Annotated in this window: 23 protein-coding genes; 11 read left to right on the forward strand and 12 right to left on the reverse strand. The window is 53.5% G+C overall.

The window, feature by feature from the left end; genetic code table 11:
• Positions 1 to 4 precede the first annotated feature (4 nt).
• The 3 genes from pqiB to rmf all read left to right on the forward strand — a co-directional run bounded on the left by pqiB (position 5) and on the right by rmf (position 2,633).
• Positions 5 to 1,645, forward strand: coding sequence for an intermembrane transport protein PqiB (pqiB, locus tag ACMGG3_RS03610; protein ID WP_020884796.1), 1,641 nt, complete (start codon positions 5 to 7; stop codon positions 1,643 to 1,645).
• The gene (gene pqiC, locus ACMGG3_RS03615; protein WP_414149586.1) at positions 1,642 to 2,208 is read left to right on the forward strand and encodes a membrane integrity-associated transporter subunit PqiC; all 567 of its coding nucleotides are present in this window, start codon (positions 1,642 to 1,644) and stop codon (positions 2,206 to 2,208) included. The genes pqiB and pqiC overlap by 4 nt, the downstream gene beginning before the upstream one ends.
• A 257-nt stretch (positions 2,209 to 2,465) precedes the next feature.
• Positions 2,466 to 2,633 (forward strand): ribosome modulation factor, encoded by a 168-nt coding sequence (rmf, locus tag ACMGG3_RS03620; RefSeq protein ID WP_013097261.1) that lies wholly within the window; start codon positions 2,466 to 2,468, stop codon positions 2,631 to 2,633.
• 72 nt (positions 2,634 to 2,705) lie between these two features.
• Here the strand turns inward: rmf and fabA are convergent, their stop codons facing one another.
• Positions 2,706 to 3,224 (reverse strand): bifunctional 3-hydroxydecanoyl-ACP dehydratase/trans-2-decenoyl-ACP isomerase, encoded by a 519-nt coding sequence (gene fabA, locus ACMGG3_RS03625; RefSeq protein WP_014169427.1) that lies wholly within the window; start codon positions 3,222 to 3,224, stop codon positions 2,706 to 2,708.
• 68 nt (positions 3,225 to 3,292) lie between these two features.
• Positions 3,293 to 5,053, reverse strand: coding sequence for an AAA family ATPase (locus tag ACMGG3_RS03630; RefSeq protein WP_025204537.1), 1,761 nt, complete (start codon positions 5,051 to 5,053; stop codon positions 3,293 to 3,295).
• 186 nt (positions 5,054 to 5,239) lie between these two features.
• Here ACMGG3_RS03630 and matP point away from each other — a divergent pair, with 186 nt between their 5' ends.
• On the forward strand, positions 5,240 to 5,692 hold the full coding sequence (gene matP / locus ACMGG3_RS03635; RefSeq protein WP_014169429.1) for a macrodomain Ter protein MatP: 453 nt from the start codon (positions 5,240 to 5,242) through the stop codon (positions 5,690 to 5,692).
• 69 nt (positions 5,693 to 5,761) lie between these two features.
• On the opposite strand, the gene ompA is transcribed toward matP, so the two are convergent.
• Both ompA and sulA read right to left on the reverse strand, forming a co-directional pair.
• Positions 5,762 to 6,817 carry a porin OmpA gene (gene ompA, locus ACMGG3_RS03640; RefSeq protein ID WP_020884794.1) on the reverse strand — a complete coding sequence of 352 codons (1,056 nt, stop codon included), beginning with the start codon at positions 6,815 to 6,817 and terminating at the stop codon, positions 5,762 to 5,764.
• Between the two features lie 354 nt (positions 6,818 to 7,171).
• Positions 7,172 to 7,681, reverse strand: a complete 510-nt coding sequence (sulA, locus tag ACMGG3_RS03645) for an SOS-induced cell division inhibitor SulA (protein ID WP_078774793.1) — start codon at positions 7,679 to 7,681, stop codon at positions 7,172 to 7,174.
• Between the two features lie 217 nt (positions 7,682 to 7,898).
• On the opposite strand from sulA, the gene ACMGG3_RS03650 reads away from it, so the two are divergent.
• Complete coding sequence (locus ACMGG3_RS03650) at positions 7,899 to 8,525, forward strand: TfoX/Sxy family DNA transformation protein (protein WP_020884792.1); 627 nt, start codon at positions 7,899 to 7,901, stop codon at positions 8,523 to 8,525.
• On the opposite strand, the gene yccS is transcribed toward ACMGG3_RS03650, so the two are convergent.
• Complete coding sequence (gene yccS, locus ACMGG3_RS03655; RefSeq protein WP_020884791.1) at positions 8,482 to 10,644, reverse strand: YccS family putative transporter; 2,163 nt, start codon at positions 10,642 to 10,644, stop codon at positions 8,482 to 8,484. The two genes, ACMGG3_RS03650 and yccS, sit on opposite strands and share 44 nt — an antisense overlap.
• A 19-nt stretch (positions 10,645 to 10,663) precedes the next feature.
• Positions 10,664 to 11,110, reverse strand: coding sequence for a YccF domain-containing protein (locus tag ACMGG3_RS03660; protein ID WP_025204535.1), 447 nt, complete (start codon positions 11,108 to 11,110; stop codon positions 10,664 to 10,666).
• Between the two features lie 123 nt (positions 11,111 to 11,233).
• On the opposite strand from ACMGG3_RS03660, the gene helD reads away from it, so the two are divergent.
• Complete coding sequence (gene helD / locus ACMGG3_RS03665; RefSeq protein ID WP_047955312.1) at positions 11,234 to 13,288, forward strand: DNA helicase IV; 2,055 nt, start codon at positions 11,234 to 11,236, stop codon at positions 13,286 to 13,288.
• Between the two features lie 59 nt (positions 13,289 to 13,347).
• Here the strand turns inward: helD and mgsA are convergent, their stop codons facing one another.
• Both mgsA and csgI read right to left on the reverse strand, forming a co-directional pair.
• A complete protein-coding gene (gene mgsA, locus ACMGG3_RS03670) occupies positions 13,348 to 13,806 on the reverse strand; it encodes a methylglyoxal synthase (RefSeq protein WP_020884788.1) in 459 nt (152 codons plus the stop codon).
• 80 nt (positions 13,807 to 13,886) lie between these two features.
• Positions 13,887 to 14,549, reverse strand: a complete 663-nt coding sequence (gene csgI, locus ACMGG3_RS03675; protein WP_041162938.1) for a curli synthesis inhibitor — start codon at positions 14,547 to 14,549, stop codon at positions 13,887 to 13,889.
• Between the two features lie 172 nt (positions 14,550 to 14,721).
• On the opposite strand from csgI, the gene ACMGG3_RS03680 reads away from it, so the two are divergent.
• Positions 14,722 to 15,138, forward strand: coding sequence for a CoA-binding protein (locus ACMGG3_RS03680; RefSeq protein ID WP_025204532.1), 417 nt, complete (start codon positions 14,722 to 14,724; stop codon positions 15,136 to 15,138).
• A gap of 34 nt (positions 15,139 to 15,172) precedes the next feature.
• Here the strand turns inward: ACMGG3_RS03680 and hspQ are convergent, their stop codons facing one another.
• Both hspQ and rlmI read right to left on the reverse strand, forming a co-directional pair.
• The gene (hspQ, locus tag ACMGG3_RS03685) at positions 15,173 to 15,490 is read right to left on the reverse strand and encodes a heat shock protein HspQ (protein ID WP_013097248.1); all 318 of its coding nucleotides are present in this window, start codon (positions 15,488 to 15,490) and stop codon (positions 15,173 to 15,175) included.
• A 60-nt stretch (positions 15,491 to 15,550) separates the two neighbouring features.
• On the reverse strand, positions 15,551 to 16,741 hold the full coding sequence (gene rlmI, locus ACMGG3_RS03690; RefSeq protein ID WP_032677819.1) for a 23S rRNA (cytosine(1962)-C(5))-methyltransferase RlmI: 1,191 nt from the start codon (positions 16,739 to 16,741) through the stop codon (positions 15,551 to 15,553).
• A gap of 175 nt (positions 16,742 to 16,916) precedes the next feature.
• Between rlmI and ACMGG3_RS03695 the strand changes: the two genes are divergently transcribed.
• The 3 genes from ACMGG3_RS03695 to yccX are packed head-to-tail and all read left to right on the forward strand — an operon-like array spanning position 16,917 to position 18,566.
• Complete coding sequence (locus ACMGG3_RS03695) at positions 16,917 to 17,474, forward strand: kinase inhibitor (protein WP_414149587.1); 558 nt, start codon at positions 16,917 to 16,919, stop codon at positions 17,472 to 17,474.
• A gap of 7 nt (positions 17,475 to 17,481) precedes the next feature.
• Positions 17,482 to 18,273, forward strand: a complete 792-nt coding sequence (locus ACMGG3_RS03700; RefSeq protein ID WP_047742509.1) for a helix-turn-helix transcriptional regulator — start codon at positions 17,482 to 17,484, stop codon at positions 18,271 to 18,273.
• A gap of 11 nt (positions 18,274 to 18,284) precedes the next feature.
• Entirely contained in the window at positions 18,285 to 18,566 is a 282-nt protein-coding gene (gene yccX / locus ACMGG3_RS03705; RefSeq protein ID WP_020884783.1) for an acylphosphatase, read from the forward strand.
• Here yccX and tusE read toward each other — a convergent pair.
• On the reverse strand, positions 18,563 to 18,892 hold the full coding sequence (gene tusE / locus ACMGG3_RS03710; RefSeq protein WP_020884782.1) for a sulfurtransferase TusE: 330 nt from the start codon (positions 18,890 to 18,892) through the stop codon (positions 18,563 to 18,565). The two genes, yccX and tusE, sit on opposite strands and share 4 nt — an antisense overlap.
• Before the next feature lie 88 nt (positions 18,893 to 18,980).
• Positions 18,981 to 19,640: an FtsH protease modulator YccA gene (yccA, locus tag ACMGG3_RS03715; protein ID WP_014169445.1), complete on the reverse strand. Its 660-nt coding sequence runs from the start codon at positions 19,638 to 19,640 to the stop codon at positions 18,981 to 18,983.
• Between the two features lie 269 nt (positions 19,641 to 19,909).
• On the opposite strand from yccA, the gene ACMGG3_RS03720 reads away from it, so the two are divergent.
• Positions 19,910 to 21,538: an ABC transporter substrate-binding protein gene (locus ACMGG3_RS03720; protein WP_020884781.1), complete on the forward strand. Its 1,629-nt coding sequence runs from the start codon at positions 19,910 to 19,912 to the stop codon at positions 21,536 to 21,538.
• Positions 21,539 to 21,671 lie beyond the last annotated feature (133 nt).

A 21,671-nucleotide genomic window follows, 5' to 3' on the forward strand; every position in this document is an offset into this window, starting at 1 on the left:
GAGCATGGAAAATAAGAGTGGAGAGGCGAAAGTGCAGAAGGTCAAAAACTGGTCGCCGGTGTGGATTTTCCCCATCGTGACCGCGCTGATCGGTGCATGGATCCTGTTTTATCATTACAGCCATCAGGGACCGGAAGTGACGCTCATCACCACCAATGCCGAGGGGATTGAGGGCGGTAAAACGACCATCAAAAGCCGTAGCGTCGATGTGGGCGTGGTTGAAAGCGCAACCCTGACCGACGATTTAACCCATGTGGAAATCAAGGCACGCCTGAACGCGGGCATGGAAAAACTGCTGCACGGTGATTCAGCTTTCTGGGTGGTCAAGCCGCAGGTAGGACGTGAAGGGATCAGCGGCTTAGGTACGCTGCTCTCCGGTGCCTACATTGAACTGCAGCCGGGTAAAAAAGGAAGCCAGCCGGCGCAATACCAACTGCTTGACTCACCACCGCTTGCGCCGCCAGATGCGAAAGGCATCCGCGTGATCCTGGACAGTAAAAAAGCGGGCCAGTTAACGGCGGGCGATCCCGTGCTGTTCCGCGGTTATCGCGTGGGATCGGTTGAAACAAGTACCTTTGATCCGCAAAAGCGCACCATCAGCTATCAGCTGTTCATCAATGCGCCAAACGATCGGCTGGTCACCAGCAACGTCCGTTTCTGGAAGGACAGCGGGATCGCGGTTGATCTAACGTCAGCGGGAATGCGCGTGGAGATGGGCTCCCTGACCACGCTGTTTGGTGGCGGTGTAAGCTTTGATGTGCCGGAAGGGCAAGATTTGGGGCAGCCGGTTGCAGAGAAAACGGCGTTCAGGCTCTTTGACGATCAACGCAGCATTCAGGACGCACTCTATACCGATCACATCGACTTCCTGATGTTCTTTAAAGATTCCGTCCGTGGCCTTCAGCCGGGCGCGCCTGTCGAATTCCGCGGCATTCGCCTGGGTACGGTGGGGCAAGTTCCGTTCTTTGTACCGGGTCTGCAGCAGGTACTGGATGACGATTACCGCATTCCGGTGCTGATTCGCATTGAGCCGGAACGTCTGCTCAACCAGATTGGCGAGAATCAGGATATTGGTACGCATATTACCGAACTGATGAACCGGGGTCTGCGTGGGTCGCTGAAGACGGGCAACCTGGTGACCGGTGCGCTGTATGTGGATATGGACTTCTATCCAAAAGCCCCGCCGATTACCGGTATCCGGGAGTTCGGTGGTTATAAGATCATCCCGACGGTGAGCAGCGGCCTGGCACAGATCCAGCAGCGTCTGATGGAGACACTGGATAAGATTAACAATCTGCCACTGAATCCGATGATTGAAGCCGCGACTAGTTCGCTCAGCGAAAGTCAGGCAACAATGCGTCGCCTGCAAACCACGCTGGATAACATCAACAAGATCACCGCAAGCCAGAGTATGCAGCAGCTGCCGCAGGATATGCAGAAAACGCTGCGTGAGCTTAACCGCAGTATGCAGGGCTTCCAGCCTGGCTCGGCGGCGTACAACAAGATGGTGGCAGATATGCAACGTCTTGATCAGGTCTTGCGTGAACTGCAGCCGGTTCTGAAAACGCTCAATGAGAAGAGCAACGCGCTGGTGTTCGAAGCGAAAGATAAAAAGGATCCTGAGCCTAAGAGGGCAAAAGAATGAATAAATGGCTATTAATGGTTGGCGCTCTGCTGTTAACGGCGTGCAGTTCAGGCGTGGAGAACAAGAGCTACTATCAGTTGCCTCTTGCAGCGCAAAACGGGGTACAAAGTACCGCCAGTCAGGGAAACCGTCTGCTGTGGGTTGAGCAGGTTGCCGTGCCGGATTATCTGGCAGGCAACGGCGTGGTCTACCAGACCAGCGACGTAAAATACGTGATTGCGACAAACAACCTGTGGGCCAGCCCGCTGGATCAGCAGCTGCGCAACACGCTGGTGGCCAATCTGGGCAGCCAGCTTCCGGGTTGGGTTGTCGCGTCGCAGCCGCTGGGTAACGACCATGATACGCTGAACGTCACGGTTACGGGTTTCCATGGCCGTTATGACGGTACGGTGGTGATTAGCGGAGAGTGGTTGCTGAACCATCAGGGCCAGATGATTAAGCGTCCTTTCCATCTTGAGCTGAAACAGCAGAAAGATGGCTACGATGAAATGGTGAAAGTGCTGGCCCAGGGGTGGGCGCAAGAGTCGGCCAGCATCGCCAGGGAGATTTCCCGGCTGCCATAAGTAAAATTCATCGGTAAAAACCGCAGTCGGCCTGTTGCTGATTGCGGTTTTTTTTTCAGTTTCACTTCAGACCGTTACTTGTGCCGGGTCACAATTTTTGTACAAATGATCTTCCAGGTAGCTCACAAATATGACACCCGTATGAATTTTGAACATTGACGCTGCGACTAATTCGGGGTATTCGTTATCTGTGCCTGCGCAAGTTTGTGCAGACACTGTTTTCTTTCCACCAGACAAAAGAATGAGGGAAACGAGGCATGAAGAGACAGAAACGAGATCGCCTGGAACGGGCTCATCAACGTGGTTATCAGGCCGGCATCGCTGGACGATCTAAAGAAATGTGTCCTTATCAGACGATAAATCAAAGGTCACAATGGCTTGGAGGCTGGCGAGAAGCCATCGGCGACAGGGCACTCATAGCCTGATAACGTCTCTTTCAAAAAAAGAAACCTCCGCACTGCGGAGGTTTCGCCTTTATGGGGTCGCTCAACGAGAAATCAGAACGCGGAAGTGTCCTGGAACAGACCCACTTTCAGGTCGTTTGCGGTATAAATCTGACGACCGTCTACCAGCACTTCGCCATCTGCCAGGCCCATAATCAGGCGGCGGTTAACGATGCGTTTGAAGTGAATACGATAGGTCACTTTCTTCGCAGTAGGCAGAACCTGTCCGGTGAATTTCACTTCGCCCACACCCAGCGCACGGCCTTTACCTTCACCACCCAGCCAGCCCAGATAGAAGCCAACCAGCTGCCACATTGCATCCAGACCCAGACACCCAGGCATTACCGGATCGCCAATAAAGTGGCAACCGAAGAACCACAGGTCCGGATTGATATCGAGTTCTGCTTCTACGTAACCCTTATCGAAGTTGCCGCCGGTTTCGGTCATTTTCACGACACGGTCCATCATCAGCATGTTCGGGGCCGGTAACTGTGGGCCGTTAGCGCCAAACAGTTCACCGCGACCAGAGGCAAGAAGGTCTTCTTTTGTATAGGATTCGCGTTTATCTACCATGTTCTCAGTAAGCCTTATTTTAGTGAAGGACGCAGGATAGCTAACACGTGTACGCTGAACAAGTCCGATCAGTTTGAACTAAACCAGCCTAACCAGCGTAACGGCCAGGGATAACGATGACGAGCATCCTGCTGCGTCGCCTGAGCAATGCGCTCCTGGATAGTCTGCATCAGGGTTGTTTGCCCTTCGCCGTCCCATACCAGGTTTGTCAGTAAGGGTAGTGCATCATCAATGCCTTCGATGGCCCAGATGGTGAATTGTTCCTGTTCCACGGCATCAAGAATGTCCTGGCTGAGGCTCAAATGGCGCGCGTTAGGGGCAGGAATAATCACCCCCTGTTTGCCGTTTAACCCACGCTGCTGACAAATCGAGAAGAAGCCTTCAATCTTTTCGTTCAGACCACCCACTGGCTGCGCACGACCAAACTGATCGACCGAGCCGGTGATCGCGATGTTCTGATTAACTGGCACTTCTGCCAGGGCGCTGATTAAGGCGCACAGCTCCGCCATAGAGGCGCTATCACCATCGACTTCACTGTATGATTGCTCAAACGTCAGCGAGGCGGAGAAGGGGATTTGCTGCTCAAGCTGCAGCTCTGACATCAGGAACGCCTGCATGATCATCATGCCTTTAGCGTGAATGTTGCCGCCCAACTCGGCTTTGCGTTCGATATCAGTGAACTCACCGTCACCGACATGCACAACGCAGCTGATACGGGAAGGCTCTCCGAAGGCGCGCGGGTGGCCGGGGAATTCAATCACCGACAGGGCATTGATCTGCCCGATACGTTCGCCTTCGGTCTCAACCAGAATTTGTTCCAGCAGAATTTCATCCTGCATACGGTCAGCAAGATAGCCTTCACGCCACTCACGCTGCGCCAGCATCTGGGTAAGCTGCTCACCGGTGAATACGCCGTTACCGCTGACGACACCCACTTCACGTAATTGCTTGCCTATCCAGAGCGGGCAGAGCGGCAGCGTCTCCTGGTCACCGGTATAGCGAACCGCTTCGCGGATCAAACCAGGCCAGGCGTCGGCGGCCGGCGTTGGCAGTGCGAAACGTTCCGCAACGCTCAACACCCACTGGCACCACTGTGCCATGTCATCGGCATCGGTAATCTGGATGTTATCTTCGTATTCGCTATAGACCGCCTGCTCAGCCAGTTCGGGCTCCATCTCCTGGAAGTCAGCCAGCGATTCACGGTCACCCGTCAGCACCACGGTCAGCGACAGCGGCATTGAAGGAACTGAGACGGGCAGGGGACGAGACTCGTCGTAGCCAACCCAGTCAAAACGCTGCTGGCTAACCACCGTTTTCAGGCGCATCCACAGCAGAGGTTGTGAGAGGAGAGTGCGCAACGAGATGATCAGTACGCCGCCATTCGCGCGGTGCACCAGCCCAGGTTGCAGCGAGAGCTCACCGTTAAACTGGCGCAGACAACCAAAGAGTTGTTCAGCCTCGACCCAGTTAGCGGTAATCACTTCACCCCTGGCAGCAAAGCGGTCGTCGGGCTGCTCTGCCGGTTCGAATGTGACATCATGTCCCGCGATACGATATTGGCCGCCAAAGACGGCGTTCGCTTGCGGTCGCAACTGGCGCATGGCATCACCCAGAAGCGTCAGATATTCCGCTTCTTCCGGGGCCTTGAGCATCATGAAGGGTGATGTTGCCCAGGGGCTTAACACCTGCTCCAGCGCATAATGCAAACGGGGTTGCGTATCGCTAAGGATGAATTCGTGTTCTTTTGCGAGATCGGGTCGTGCAAACAGTTCCTGATAGCTCTCGGTATCCGGAACGAGGTCACGCCATGCAAGTTTCGTAATGGTCAAAGTTGATGTTTTTTAGTTAGATGTAAAAGCGTGGAGTATACCGTAAGCGGGGGGCTCTACCCAAGCAGGATTGGGCATTTCGGCAGGGTGATTGGCTGCATTCACTCACAGGATATGATTTCTTTTCAGCAGATTGCCAAAAAACTGATATTCTGAACAGAGTTACGTGGTAACACTGAGATCGCAATGAAATATCAACAACTGGAAAATCTCGAAAGCGGCTGGAAATGGAAGTACCTGGTCAAAAAGCACCGTGAAGGGGAGCTGATCACCTGCTACATCGAAGCCAGCGCAGCGCAAGAAGCCGTGGATATTTTGCTGACCCTCGAAAATGAACCGGTACAAGTTAACGGCTGGATTGAGAAACACATTAATCCTGCGTTGTTAAACCGGATGAAGCAAACTATTCGTGCGCGTCGCAAGCGGCATTTTAATGCGGAGCATCAGCATACTCGCAAAAAATCCATCGACCTGGAGTTTATGGTCTGGCAGCGTCTGGCAGGGCTTGCGCAACGGCGTGGGAAAACGCTGTCAGAAACGATAGTGCAGTTGATTGAAGATGCCGAGCATAAAGAGAAGTACGCCAACCAGATGTCGACGCTGAAGAATGATCTTCAGGCTCTGTTGGGTAAGAAATAGATTTTTGTTTTCTTCAGATTCAGATAATAAAAAACCCCGCAGTGCGGGGTTTTTTTATAAGACGATAACTTATGCCGCTGGCTGAGTTACAACGTCTTTGATGCCTTTAACTTCGATCTCTACGCGACGATCTGGAGCCAGGCAGTCGATCAGTGCAGCGCGAGCTTTAACGTTGTCACAGGTGTTGCCAGTAACTGGGTTAGCTTCGCCCATACCACGTGGGGAGATCTTGTTAGCTGGGATACCTTTAGAGATCAGGTAATCAACAACAGACTGAGCACGTTTCTCAGACAGTTTCTGGTTGTAAGCGTCAGAACCGATACGGTCGGTGAAGCCCAGAACCACTACAGAACCGTCTTTAGGATCCAGGTTGCTCAGCTGGGTGTACAGCTGATCCAGTGCCTGCTGACCTTCTGGTTTCAGGGTAGCTTTGTTGAAGTTGAACAGAACGTCAGACTTCAGAGTGAAGTGCTTGGTCTGTACTTCTGGAGCTGGAGCCGGCGCTGGAGCAACGATTGGCGCTGCATCTTCCTGCTGGCCGAAACGGTAGGAAACACCTACGCTCAGCATGCCGTTGTCAGGACGAACACCAACGGTGTTGCCGTCGCCGATGTTGTTAACCCACTGGTATTCCAGACGGGTAGCGATATCACGGGTCATAGCCCACTCAACGCCACCAGCGAATACTGGGGAAACACCGGTGTCATGGTCGTCGCCAGCGATGCTGTTGCTGGAGTCAGCGCGCCATACCATGCCGCCCAGACGAGTGTACACGTCCAGATCGTCAGTTACTGGGTAACCCAGTTTAGCGGTCAGCTGTACGCCCTGAGCTTTAAAAGCGCCGTTTACGTTGTCGCCTTTGTATGGCATACGACCTAACCAGTCGTAACCCATTTCAAAACCAACATACGGGTTAACCTGATAGCCACCGAACGCACCTGCACCAAGCTGGCTCTCGTGAGTAGGGCCATCGTTGTTCAGGCTGCTGTTGTACCAGCCGGTGTCATGGAACTGAGACCAGCCCAGTTTACCACCTGCATACCAGGTATTATCTTTCGGAGCGGCCTGCGCTACGGTAGCGAAGCCAGCCAGTGCCACTGCAATCGCGATAGCTGTCTTTTTCATTTTTTGCGCCTCGTTATCATCCAAAATTCGCCATGAAGGTCTCAATAGAGATTCACGGTTAAATCCTTCACCGGGGGTCGTGGTCAAATATAAATCTACCGATATCTTCGGCTTAGGCCGAGCACCCCTGGCGATGTAAAGTCTACAACGTAGCTGAAAACTTACAAGTGTGAAGTCCGTCAGGCATATGAAAAAAAAAGTTCCGTATACCGATTATTTAACATTTTTCGAACGAGTTTTGTGCAATAAAATTAAGGAGAACCGCACCAGACAAGCCTTGCCGCAGTTTTGGCGCCTGGAACTAAAATCGCATCTTGTGGTCAAAAAAAATTCCAGGAATAATCTTAATTTTCCTCAATGATACAAATTTGAGTGAATTTTTAGGCCAGAAAGTTGTCCTCTGCGATAAGAATCTGGTCGAACCGGACGCATGATCAACCCGATCGCACTACCTTCTTCAGCCGCTTTAGTCAGTCGAAAATGTTCCTCATCGGTCAATTCGTCTGATAACCATCCAATCACCACGCTGTAATTCCCCGTACGTAACGCCCGGATCATCGATTCCACGGTATCGCAGGGAGAGAGTTGATTAATTTGCATGACCTTTGTCAGCGGGAGGCCCGCGGACTGCACCCATTCACGGCTCAGTTTTTGTTGAGGCGTCAGCCAAAGCTGCCAGCGCGACTGCTGACCAAGCTGTTGTAATAACGGCAACAGCAGAAGTTGAGTGAGCAGGGGCTGGTCTTCACGATAAACCACTTCACTGATAAGCCCTGTCGAAACACGCCCGGTGGAATTCTGCGTGACATTGCCAGCGGAAGAAGAGAGAGAGGTTGAGCGATTTGCATAGCCTGAAGTGTACATATTCATTCCAGCCCTGTAGTTACTGTATGGATATACAGTAACCCCTGTATGCATAAAGATCAACCTCATTTTCGGAAAGCGACTCGCAAAATTCATTCATTATTGATGCGCCTGGAAAAATCATCTTGCTCAACGACGATAAGTTGCCTATTTTCCTGCTAACGGATCCGCTAGTAAGAAATTTCGTTGTTACTTTATGATTTTGAAGGGAAATATCATGAAAAAGATATCTTATGAACGGATTTATAAATCCCAGGAATACCTTTCACCCTTAGGTGAAATCCACCATCGTGCGCTGTTTGGGGGGTATACCCTGGCCGTAGATGATGCCGTCTTCGCTATGGTCTCCGACGGGGAACTGTATCTCCGGGCCTGTGAGGAAAGTGCAAAATACTGTGTAAAAAATGCCTCGTCATTCTTAACCCTCATGAAACGGGGTCGTCCGGTGCTGCTCAATTATTATCGTGTCGATGACGGACTGTGGCAGGACAGAGAACGGCTGCTTCAGCTCTCCTCGTTCGCGCTCAATGCGGCACGAAAAGAGCGTTCGCAGCGTGATCGGCGAAACCGCCTCAAGGACTTGCCCAATCTCACCTTTCAGCTTGAAGTGCTGCTCTTTGAAGCCGGAATCACTGATGAAGAGACGCTGCGGGAGCTGGGTGCCCGTGCGAGCTGGCTAAAGATGCGGGCGAAAAATAAAGCGCTCAGCATTAAAGTGCTCTTCGCACTGGAAGGGGCCATCGCCGGACTTCATGAGGCGGCACTCCCGGCGGGAATTCGCCGGGAGTTAACGGAGTGGTTTAATGCGCTGCCTGAGCCACAGGAGAATCACTCCTCCAGGTAGCGATCTGCAGTTGCAGTCGGCAAATTTCTGGCAGCAGAGCGATAAGGAGGCCAATCTGCTGAAGAACCAGCGGTGCTTTGCTGTCGCTTCCCGGGTCAATATGCGTTATACGCTGAGCCAGTTCATCCAGCGCGTGTTGAACGCGAGGCTCATCGGCTGGTCGGTGATGAAGCGCGTCATCGACATAGCATACGGCATCATCCAGCAGGGCGAGGATGGCCGGGTGAGTCAATTTCTCACGGTGGGCACCCAGCGTCGAAATATAGCTGGTGAAGGTATGGTTCAGGCAGAGCAGGCGGAAAGCCGTTTCCCGAATTTCTGCCGTGGCGCGAGGCTCCGTGGACATGTTAGAGACCACCGAAGCCAGTTCAGCATCACAGTTATGCGCATCGCGGCGTGCGATACGATAAGCCAGACGGTTATCGCGACCCTGATGATACTGCTCAAGGATGGCATCAAGGTATCGACAGTTCGCGTTCATCGCCCTGTCTACCACACGTGGTAAATTACGGAACCGCCAGTCCGGCCAGATAAAACTGACCGCCGCCCAGGCGATTGCGCAGCCAATCAGCGTATCTATCACGCGGGGCAGGGCCACTTCAAATCCTTCACCCAGCAGGTTAAAGCAGAGTAGCACCAGCAGCGTGATGAACATTGTGGCATGCGCATACTGCACATTACGAAAGGCGAAGAACAACACACCGGTGATCACGATCAGGATCAGCTGGCCTTCGACAGAGGGCACGAAATAGAGCACCGGCAGCCCAATAGCGACGCCCACCAGCGTACCGATAATACGTAGCGCAAGGCGGTGGCGGGTGGCGTTATAGTTTGGCTGGCAAACAAACAGGCTGGTCAGCAGGATCCAGTAACCGTGATGTAACCCGGTTATCTGAATGATGGCATAACCCACGCACAGCACCAGTGACATCCTCACCGCATGGCGAAACAGTGCCGATTCCGGCGTAAAGTTGCGGCTCAGTCGCAGCCACATATCGCTGAAGCTATGCACGCTGTCATCAGCAAGCTGATTCTCCACATCTTTATCGGGGAGCGCCATCGCCTGCTCGGATTCAATGGTAGCCAGCTGAGCATCTATCGCCCGTAGGTTATTCAGCAAAAATCCCAGTGCTTTAATATGTTCCGGCGATGTTCCACTGGCCTGAACGCGATCGAGCGCCGCATCAAGATGGCTAAATACGCGTTCGAAGCGCGGGTCATGTTGATAGGGCGTACGCAGCAAAATGGAGCGTGCCAGCTGCTGGCACGCCTGAGACTGCATCGACAGCAGGCGCTGGAAGCGGAACATCACGTCGCTGTAGCGGAACTTCTCGCGCAGGGCAGCATACTGAACGTGCGAGGAGCTGGCACGCTCATGTATATCCTGCGCCGCGAAATAGTAGTGCAAGGTTCTTCGCGTTCCGCGCTGACCACGATCGCCCCGCAGACGGGTAAGCAGTGAGGCTTTCGTCTGGTTAAGCGTGGCGACCAGTTGACCGTTGGCCAGAGCCAAATCGTAGAGCGGAGACTGGCTCTCCTCCTCGATATCCGGATCGAAGAGCCGGGATTTTAGCTCAAGATAGTGGGCCAGTTGCTCAAAGCTGCGGGCAAGGTTGTCCTGAAGAGGGCGAACCGGAAAAATAAGATGCCCGGTTAACGTCAGCAGGTTATACCAGATGGCCCCCAGCAACAGCAGTATGGGTTGCTGGTACCATTGATCGTAAAGGGAAACACCCAGCATGGTGTAAATGGCGATCAGCAGGGCACCAAAGGCGATAGTGGCATAGCGCTGCCCAAGGCCGCCAAGCAAAATAAACCCGCTGGTAGAGAGCGTAAGACCAATGGCAAACAGCCAGGGCCAGGGGAAGAGCAGCTCCACGGAGGCTGACGCGATAAAAAAACAGACCAGCGTAATCACAAGATTACGCAGGCGCCCGGCAAGGCGATCGTCCAGATCCGCCAGCGCCCCCGCAACCACTCCCAGCGTGAGCGGGATGGTGAGTTTTACGTCATTCAGCCACCACGGCAGGGCAACAGTGCCGCAAAGTGCGATAAATATTCTGACGTTATAAAGCCAGATGCTGTTCCAGGTATAACGGCGAAGCAGTGGGCTTAGCATAAGCACGGCCAGTCCTTATTTACTGAAAACGACGACGCGCGTTTGCTTCACGTGCCGCCTGTGCCACTTCTACCGGAACGACCCTGCGCCCGACTGGCCAAAGCGCGATGGCGGCAATCTTAAAGTTCGCGATCCCCACCGGAATACCAATAATGGATATGCACTGGGCAATACCGGCAAAAATATGCATCACACATAGCCACCAGCCGAAGAAAACCAGCCACAGAATATTGAGGACCGTGCCTCCCGTGTTCAGCAGTGCGTTTTTGCTCTCCGGGTTCAGTTCGTCAACGTGGACGGCTTCATTCCCGTACGGGATGAAAGAGAGTTTGGTGATTTCCCAGCAGGAGCGGGTCAGGGGGAGCGTAAAAATAAGGACGATGCTCACCAGCGTGGCAAAAAGCCAGGCAAGAGTGGTGGCAAAACCGCCTAACACAAAATTCAAAACATTCAGAACAGTACGCATAAACCCTCAGTTCCTTTCGATATGATTAACGCCCAGTGATTGTAACGTTTTTTTAGGCTGGAGCACCTTAAAACTGGCAGTTAAACTGTCAGGTAAATTATCTCTTCGTGGATTCGGCTGGACATGGAACTGAAAGCAACATCATTAGGCAAACGCCTGGCGCAACACCCCTACGACAGGGTTGTCCTCCTTAATGCCGGAGTGAAAGTCTCCGGAGAACGCCACGAATACCTCATTCCGTTTAATCAACTGCTGGCTATCCACTGTAAACGCGGGTTGGTCTGGGGCGAACTGGAGTTTGTCCTGCCTGACGATAAAGTCGTGCGCCTTCACGGTACCGAGTGGGCTGAGACCCAGCGCTTCCATCATCACCTGAATATGCTCTGGCAGCAGTGGAGCCAGGATATGAGCGTGATTGCCGCTCAGGTACTGCAGCAGGTACTGAACGATATTGCACAAAGTAACGAGCAACAAACGTGGCTCACCCGCCAGCAGACGGCCGGGTTGCAGCAAAAGATTAGGCAGGCGCTGGCGGCACTGCCGTTATCCGTGACGCGTCTTGACGAGTTCGACAATTGCCGTGACGCCTGGCGTCAGTGTCAGGCCTGGCTTGGCGATACAGACAAGAGCCGGCTGGCGCACAACCAGGCGTGGACAGATGCCATGCTGACCCGTTATGCCGACTTTTTCAGCACGGTTGAATCTTCACCGCTTAACCCTGCACAGGCGCGCGCCGTGGTTAACGGCGAGCACTCCCTGCTGGTGCTGGCGGGTGCCGGAAGCGGCAAAACGTCGGTGCTGGTGGCCCGTGCGGGTTGGCTACTGACAACGGGTGAGGCTGTTGCCGACCAGATACTGTTGCTGGCGTTTGGCCGTAAGGCAGCCGAGGAGATGGACGAACGCATACAGGAACGCCTGCATACCCGGGATATTACCGCCAGAACCTTCCATGCCCTGGCGCTGCATATCATTCAGCAGGGCAGTAAAAAAGTGCCTGCCATCAGCAAGCTGGAAAACGACACGCAGGCGCGTCAGGCGTTGTTCATTAAAACGTGGCGTCAGCAGTGCAGTGAGAAAAAGGCGCAGGCTAAAGGGTGGCGTCAGTGGCTGGAAGAAGAACTCAACTGGGACGTACCGGAAGGCAATTTCTGGCAGGATGAAAAACTGGCTCGTCGCCTGGGCTCTCGCCTCGACCGCTGGGTTAGCCTGATGCGGATGCACGGCGGATCGCAGGCCGAGATGATTGAAAGCGCGCCGGAGACGATCCGCGCCCTGTTTTCGAAGCGGGTCAAGCTGATGGCCCCGATGCTGAAAGCCTGGAAAACCGCGCTGAAAGAGGAAAATGCCGTCGATTTCTCCGGTTTGATCCATCAGGCCATTATCATTCTTGAGAAGGGCCGTTTTGTCAGCCCGTGGAAGCATATCCTGGTGGATGAATTCCAGGATATCTCGCCGCAACGTGCCGCGCTGCTCTCGGCGTTAAGGGCGCAAAATAAACATACCTCGCTGTTTGCGGTGGGCGATGACTGGCAGGCTATCTATCGCTTCAGCGGGGCACAGCTCTCCCTGACGACTGCATTCCATCACTATTTTGGCGAAGGCGATCGCAGCGATCTGGATACCACCTACCGCTTCAATTCCCGGATTGGTGAAGTTGCTAACCGCTTTATCCAGCAGAACCCGCATCAGCTGGCAAAACCGCTAAATAGCCTCCGGGCCGGGGACAAAAAAGCCGTTACCCTGCTGGCGGACGATCAGCTGGAGCCGCTGCTGGACAAACTGAGCGGCTATGCGAAGCCGGATGAACGTATTCTGGTGCTGGCACGCTATCACCATCTTAAGCCTGCGGAGCTGGAAAAAGCCGCGACCCGCTGGCCGAAGCTGCAGCTCGATTTTATGACCATCCACGCCAGCAAAGGACAGCAGGCCGACTATGTGATAGTGATGGGGCTTAAAGAGGGGAGCGATGGTTTCCCGGCTCCGGCACGAGAGTCGGTAATGGAACAGGCATTACTGCCGGTCCCGGAAGATTTTCCGGACGCCGAAGAGCGGCGTTTGCTGTACGTGGCGATGACCCGCGCGCGTCATCGCGTGTGGCTGCTGTTCAACAAAGAGGAGCCGTCGGTGTTTGTCGATATTCTGAAGAGTATTGATGTCCCAGTGGCGAGGAAGCCTTAACGGGATAGCGGAGCGGTAATATTGCAGGCCCGGTAAGCGTGTCGCCACCGGGCAAAAAACTACTTCAGTCTTTCGGAAAGATAGCGCTGATAATCCGGGATCAGGATCTCAACCGGTGAGTTGAAGTGCGGGGATTCAATGATGAAATCTGCCGTCGACAGGTTCGTCGCCACCGGAATATTCCATACCGTTGCCAGACGCAGCAGGGCTTTGACATCCGGGTCGTGCGGAACCGCATTCAGCGGATCCCAGAAGAAAATCAGTACATCAATTTTCCCTTCAGAGATCTGAGCGCCGACCTGCTGGTCGCCGCCCATCGGGCCACTCAGCATGGCATTGACCTCCAGACCCGTTTCGCGGTGGATCAGGTTACCGGTTGTCCCGGTCGCTGAGAGAGCATGCTTTTCCAGCAATGGCTGATGGCGGCGAACCCAGTTAAGCAGCATTTGTTTACAGTGATCGTGCGCAACCAGAGCAATGTGTTTGCGTTCCGGTAGCGTGCGTGTTGTCAGTTCCATAATCTTATCCATCAGGTTAACTGACTACACGATGACGGGAACCGCCTGACGCTGCAAGAGAAAGGCGAAAAAAATGTGGCTTATGATGAAGGTTGTTGCTTTACCCACTGTAAAAAACGGGCCCGGGTCTCAGGATCGGCCTGCTGGAACCAGAATTTAAGACGCTGTTCCGTCAGCGTCTGGGACTGTGGCGGAATAACATCCAGCTCTGAGACACCGGACAGCAGCGTACTGTCGTCGGCCATCCTGGTGGCAAACTGTGGAAGGGACGCGCGTTTGCCTGCCTTGTTATAGATTTCGGTCGCGGCCTCGTAATCGGTGCCTTTCGGGGACGAGGTTAACGCCAGAATATCGAGTTTTACCGGAATCGGCATTGAATCCCCGTCCAGCAGTTCAAGGCGCGGAGAGGCGTCAAAGGCCGCCGACTCTTTTTCGGTTTCAAGACGCGGGAGGGTAATGTTCACCTGACTGACCCGCTGGGTATTAAAACTGACAATCAGCGGCGCAGAGATATACATGCGTTGTTCATGATTAGCGAGGCCGATGGTTTTTTCTACCCGCAATACCAGCTGGTGTGGCCCATTATCAAGTTCGATGCTGTCCGCACCGCGCAACAAGGAACTGGACACTTTTTTTCCGTCCAGCACCAGCAGATCAATATCCGTTGAAAGCCGTAGCGTGGTCGCAAAGACGCAAACTGGCATCACTAACGCAATCACAGCAGTGGCAATGCCGGTTTTCATAGAGGGCTCCTGTTGAAATGACTCGGCCGCGGTAATGTATCCAAATATTTCGATAATCACGTTTACTAACATATAGACATATTCTGCCGTTTTGCCCTCATGCATCTGCATGGGATGCATGGTTGAGATGTGCGCTTTGACGTACACTCATAAAAAAGCCTGGAGGAAAACCATGAAAGAGAACGAAATTGCCGAGATTCTGACATCGACGCGCACGATTGCACTGGTCGGGGCAAGCGATAAACCGGATCGCCCAAGCTACCGGGTGATGAAGTACCTTCTCGATCAGGGCTATCACGTCATCCCTGTGTCGCCGAAAGTGGCCGGTAAAACCTTACTCGGTCAGCAGGGATACGCCACGCTGAACGAGGTACCTGAAAAAGTCGACATGGTGGATGTTTTCCGCAATTCCGAGGCAGCGTGGGGAGTGGCACAAGAGGCCATCGCCATCGGCGCGAAAACGCTGTGGATGCAGTTGGGTGTCATTAACGAGCAGGCGGCGGTGCTGGCGCGAGAAGCCGGTCTGACGGTGGTAATGGACCGATGTCCGGCGATTGAGATTCCCCGTCTGGGGCTGGCGAAGTCATAAAAAAAAGCCCGTTTACCGGGCTTTTTTTACACGCTTAGTTCCGCAGGCGCGGAGCCTGTAACTGTTTGCGGATAGTCTGAGCAAGTTCATCCATCGTGGGTTGCTCTGGATGCTCATCCTGCAGTTCGCTACTCAGCTGCGCTTCAGCAAGGTAGGTGTGAACGGGTTGTCCATCATCCCCCTCCATCACCACATGATACCAGGGCGCGGCGCGAAGCTCTGCGTTAACCGCCAGCTCATCCGCTGACGGTTCATCAAGGGAATACTCCGGGTCGATATCCACGACCACACCCAAATACCCTAGCAAAGTGTGGCGGACCTGCTGGCCGATACCGAATTTGCTGGCAATCATAGTCACCTCCCGGGAAACACTACTTACACGTTATGTGCGGGCAATATTTCTCTTTTCAAGTTACATGACGCGACAGGCAAACCCTTTCAGATACAGCCCTTCCGGGTAGGTAGCGATCACCGGGTGATCGGCTGCCTGACGGAACTGTTCTATAAATTGTACATCACGACCAGCATCTATTGCGGCATCAGCGATGATTTTCTGAAATAAATCTGTGGTCATCAGGCCGGAGCAGGAGAAGGTGAGAAGCACTCCACCCGGGTTCAGCAGCTGGATGGCCAGCATGTTGATATCCTTATAGCCGCGGCAGGCACCCATCAGCTGACTTTTATTCTCCACAAACTTCGGTGGATCCATCACGATGACGTCGAATTTCTCGCCCTGATCGCGATACTTACGCAGCAGCTTGAAGACGTCATCGCGAACAAACTCGGCTTTGCTCAGATCCAGCTTGTTCAGCTCGACGTTTTGTTTCGCCACGTCCAGCGCTTCCTGAGAGGTATCAACGCTGACAACCTGGGCACAGCCGCCCATCAGCGCCGAGACGGCGAAACCGCCGGTATAGGAGAAGCAGTTCAGCACGCGTTTGTCGGCAACATACTGGCGAGTGGCCAGGCGGCTGTCACGCTGGTCCAGGTAGTAACCCGTTTTATGGCCGCCCTGGATATCCACCAGCAGCTTCATACCGTGCTCTTCGATTGGCAACAGGGCAGGCGGCAGTTCACCGGTGACCGGACCTTGCGTCAGCTCCATGCCCTCTTTTTTGCGCACTGCCACATCGCTGCGGTCATAAATGGCGCATTCCGGGAAAACCGATTGCAACGCGCTGATCAGCGCAGCACGTTGATATTCAGCCCCTGCGCTTAACAGTTGCAGTACCAGGAAGTTACCGAAGCGGTCGATAGTCACGCCAGGCAGACCATCGGACTCACCGGCAATCACACGGTAGCTGTCCAGACCGTCACGCTTTGCCAGCCACTCACGCCACTGCTGCGCCTGCTGTAAACGACGAACGAAGAAATCAATATCGATCGTTTCATCTTTATCAAAGGTCCAGACGCGAGCGCGGATTTGGGACGCTGGCGAATATGCGCCTCGCGCTAACCATTTCCCCTGATGGTCAACGATATCGATGGTCTCTCCGAGGCTGGCTTTGCCTTCCATACGGGCTACTGCACCGGAAAAGACCCAGGGATGGCGGCGCAATAATGACTTCTCGCGCCCTTTGGCTAACACTAAACGTACACTCATAATTTGCTATTCTGTCGATTCCAGGGAAATGGCGCGTAGAGTAGCACATTCAGCAAGTCGCAATCATCTGCGGATGCCTTTGAGCGTTTCGGCACAAAATCAAATCGCTTAGGCACAGTACTGCGCTGCAGTGGGCTTTACAGTAGGGTTTCCGGTATAGCAAAGGGAAACACAAATGAAAAAGCACCGTGCGATAGCAGTAACCACCCTGGCGGTGGTCAGTTTTCATGTTTTAGCGGCATCGTCTTTCACCATCAGCAGTCAGGATCTGGCCAGTGAACGCCCGTTGTCGCAACAGCAGGTGTTTGACGGGTTTGGGTGTCAAGGTGGGAATCACTCTCCACAACTGGCGTGGAAAAATCCGCCTGTCGGGACGAAAAGTTTCGCAGTCACGGTATTTGACCCTGATGCCCCTACCGGAAGTGGATGGTGGCACTGGACGGTGGTCAATATTCCCCTCCAGACGCTGACGCTTCCTGCCGATGCCGGAAACCCGAAGGGGGAGACATTACCGGCCGGGGTTGTGCAGGGGCGTAATGATTTCGGTTATTCTGGTTTCGGCGGCGCATGTCCGCCCAAAGGGGATAAGCCGCACCGTTATCAGTTTACCGTCTGGGCGCTGGATGTGGATAAATTGCCTGTCGACAGGAATGCCAGCGGCGCGCTGGTGGGTTTTATGCTTAACAGTCACGTCCTGGCAAAGGCCAGCTTAACCGTTACCTACAGCAGATAAGGATGGCATGGTGCAGGGAGTCCAGTTTCAACATAAACATTTGACGGCTGGTGAAGTGAGTGCCAGTAAAATGCATCACCTGCACCAGGTTAAACTCTTTCTTCCTGCCATTTGCCATATCACTCACGGCAGTAAAGTGATTGTTCAGGACGATAACCGCCTGGTGGCGACGAAAGCGTCGCTGATCATTATTCCCGCCAATACGCCGCTGGAGATCATAAATCAACCCGCGAATGGTCTCTTTCGCTCTGATTTATTGATGTTGTCACCGGAGCTTCTGGCGGAGTTTAAAACGCATTACCTGAAATCCTGGCCGCGCACAGAATTACATTCCCTCTGTGCTCCCCTGAGTGAGGGGCTGGCATTTATGTGGAGTAACCTGCTGCATGCCGTGCGTCAGGATTTACCGGAGGCGTTACAAAAGCATCAGGCTTTCGGCCTTTTGCTGGCATTGCTTCATGACGGCGTCGCAGGGCCGTTGCTTATAGCGCGTAATAGCCACCTGTCCGAGCAGGTGCGGCAGTTCATCATGCTATCGCCTGCCAGGGCCTGGACTGCACAGGACGTTGCCAGCCGCCTGGCATTGAGCGTGCCGACGCTACGCAGACGGTTACGCGAAGAGTCGCAGAGTTTTCGTCAGATTGTTGAGGAGGTGAGGATGGCCGTTGCGCTGTCACACTTACAGTCAACCCGGTTACCTATTGGCGAAATCGCATTACAATGTGGTTATCTTTCCAGCTCTCGTTTTACTGCTCGTTTCCGGCAACATTATGGCTGTTTGCCGAAAACGCTACGTTAAGGAGTAGAAAAATGTCAAAAATCTGCACAATTGCCTGGGTACACGGCATGGTTCAGGGCGTCGGATTCCGTTACAGCACGCAGCGCGAAGCTATGCAACTGGGGCTCACGGGATACGCGCGAAACAGGGATGATGGCAGTGTTGAGGTGGTTGCCTGTGGTGATGCGGAGCAGGTTGAAAAGCTGGTGGCGTGGCTGAAAGCAGGTGGGCCGCGCAGCGCGCGGGTTGATAAGGTTTTAACCGAACCCCATCAACCCGGCCGGGAATACGTTAACTTCGGTATTCGCTACTAAATGCATTTCACCGGTTTTGGCAGGCCGGCAATTTTGGTGGCCTGTTTTGCCGGGCCTTTCGGGAACAGGCGATACAGGTAACGGCTGTTGCCTTTCTCTTCACCGAATTTATTGGCCATTGCCTTGACCAGCATGCGGATCGCCGGGGAGGTGTTGAATTCGAGATAGAATTCGCGCACAAAACGCACCACTTCCCAGTGTTCCGGGGAGAGGGCGATACCTTCGTTTTCGGCGATTTTTTCCGCCAGCGGCTCGCTCCACTGGCTGCTCTCTTTCAGATAACCGTCGTTATCAGTTTCAATCTCTTTACCTTCAAAACTCAACATAGTCATTCACGCGTCAGTCAAAAACCGCAGCAGTGTACCAAAAAACAAAGCCCCGCATAAGCGGGGCTCTGGTTCACAGCATTGTTGATTAATCGCGGCTGGCGAAGCCCAGGATGCTCAACAGGCTGACGAAGATGTTGTACAGCGATACATACAGGCTCACGGTGGCGCGGATGTAGTTCGTCTCACCGCCGTGAATGATGTTGCTGGTTTCATACAGGATTGCGCCAGATGAAATCAGAATAAACACGGCGCTGATCGCCAGGTGCAGGGCAGGCAGCTGCAGGAAGATGTTTGCCACCATACCTACCAGCACCACCACGATACCGGCCATCAGCATACCGCCGAGGAAGGACATATCCTTACGGGTGGTCAGCACGTAGGCCGAACAGCAGAAGAACACCAGCGCGGTACCGCCCAGCGCCATGCCAATCACGTCGCCCATACCGGCGGACAGATAGGCGTTAAGGATGGGCCCCAGGATATAGCCCAGGAAACCCGTAAAGGCGAACGCGGACAGAATACCCACCGGTTTATCAGCAGTTTTGTAGGTCAGGAACATCAGACCATACATCCCCACCAGCGTCAGGATCAGACCCGGTGACGGCAGCATCAGCACGGTGCTGGCCGTTGCGGTCATCGCCGAGAATGCCAGCGTCAGGCTGAGCATGAAATAGGTATTGCGCAGCACCTTGTGGGTACTGAGTAGCGATGTGCGGTCGCGTGAAGAAGTAATTATACGATCCATGAGTCACTCTCTTATGACAGATGTAATTAGCGGAAAGAATAGGAAACGGCGCGCCAGTCTCAAAGTGGTTTTACCCATCTTTACTCAGGACGTTAGCGTTACTGCTGGTTGTTTATTCTTCAGAAAACCTTTTCAGCAGAATGAACAACGGTTTGCTTCATTTATTCAGATCAAGCTCTTATAGGTTACTGAAAAATATTGCGTTATTACACGTTGAGCGCTAAGTGTTATTTCCGGATCGTCAAAAAACAGACAATAAGGCGAAGGAAATGAAACCACAAGCACGCACGCGCTTTACACTCTCTTTGTTAACGGCAGGGATCCTGTGCGCCAGCACGGCGACCTGGGCGGCTAACGTGCCAGCAGGAACACAGCTGGCCGATAAACAGGAACTGGTCAGAAACAACGGTAATGAACCGGCCTCACTCGACCCGCATAAAGTCGAAAGCGATGTCGAATTCAATATTATCAGCGATATCTTCGAAGGGCTGGTTAGCGTTTCTCCAACTGGTGAAATACAGCCACGGCTGGCAGAAAAATGGGAGAACAAAGACAACACCGTCTGGACTTTTCATCTGCGTCCAGGCATCACATGGAGTGACGGCACCGCGATTACCGCGCAGGATGTGGTCTGGAGCTGGCAACGTCTGACAGACCCCAAAACCGCCTCGCCGTATGCCAGCTATCCGGGCAACATGCATATTGTTAACGCCGCTGATATCGCTCAGGGGAAAAAAGCACCGGATACGCTGGGTGTAAAAGCCATTAACGATACCACGCTTGAGGTCACGCTGACTCAACCTAACGCCGCATTCCTTGCCATGCTGGCCCACCCGTCGCTGGTGCCGGTGGATAAGGTGCTCATTGGTCGGTTTGGTGATAAGTGGACCAAACCGGAGCATATCGTCACCAGCGGAGCGTATAAACTGTCGCAGTGGGTGGTTAACGAGCGCATCGTGGCGGAGCGTAACGCGCGCTACTGGGATAACGCACATACCGTTATCAATAAGGTGACCTATCTGCCGATCACCTCCGAGGCCTCGGATGTAAACCGTTTTAAAGCAGGTGAAATCGATATTGTTTATACGGTGCCGATCAACCAGTTTGCCCAGCTCAAGAAAACCCTGGGTAGCCAGCTGGATGTCTCCCCGCAGCTTGCCACTTATTACTATGAATTCAACACCACCCGGCCGCCATTCAACGACGCGCGTGTACGTAAGGCGCTGAACATGGCGCTGGATAAAGAGATCATTGCCGGGAAGGTCTTAGGGCAGGGGCAGCGTCCGGCGTGGCTTATCAGCCAGCCAGATATTGGCGGTGTGACGCTCCAGAACCCGGACTATGCCAGCTGGCCGATGGATAAACGTATCGAAGAAGCGAAAAAGCTGCTGGCCGAAGCCGGCTTTAACGCCAGCCATCCGCTGCGTTTTAACCTGCTCTATAACACCTCTGAATCGCACCAGCGCATCGCAATTGCCGCCAGTTCGATGTGGAAGAAAAACCTTGGGGTGGAGGCGAAGCTGCAAAATCAGGAGTGGAAAACGATGCTCGATACGATGCATACCCACGACTTCGACGCAGTGCGCTACGCCTGGATTGCCGATTACGACGATGCTGCCACTTTCCTGAACAACTTCCGTACCGGTGACAGCGAAAACACCAGCCAGTACAGCAATCCGGAGTATGACCAGGCGCTGGTGAACGCCGCGAAAGCCAAAACACCGGCAGAGCGCGGTAAGTTCTATCAGCAGGCGGAAGATTTGCTGGCGCGCGATGTGCCTGCCATTCCGGTTTATCACTATGTCCGCACGCACCTGGTCAAACCGTGGGTGGGAGGATTCACGCCGGACAAGCTGGGGTACTATTTCACCAGGGACATGTATATCAAAAAACACTGAGCATGAACGCTGAATTTTGTGCTGATAAAATGGCCGATACGTTGTCTATTCAACCGATTAAACGCGTTTTGGCTATTTTTAAAGCGAACGAATGCAGTCACTCTTTACAGTATGCGGAGAGGTGTTTATAGTT

The organism is Enterobacter sp. BNK-18 (assembly GCF_047456135.1).
Classification (GTDB): domain Bacteria; phylum Pseudomonadota; class Gammaproteobacteria; order Enterobacterales; family Enterobacteriaceae; genus Enterobacter; species Enterobacter ludwigii.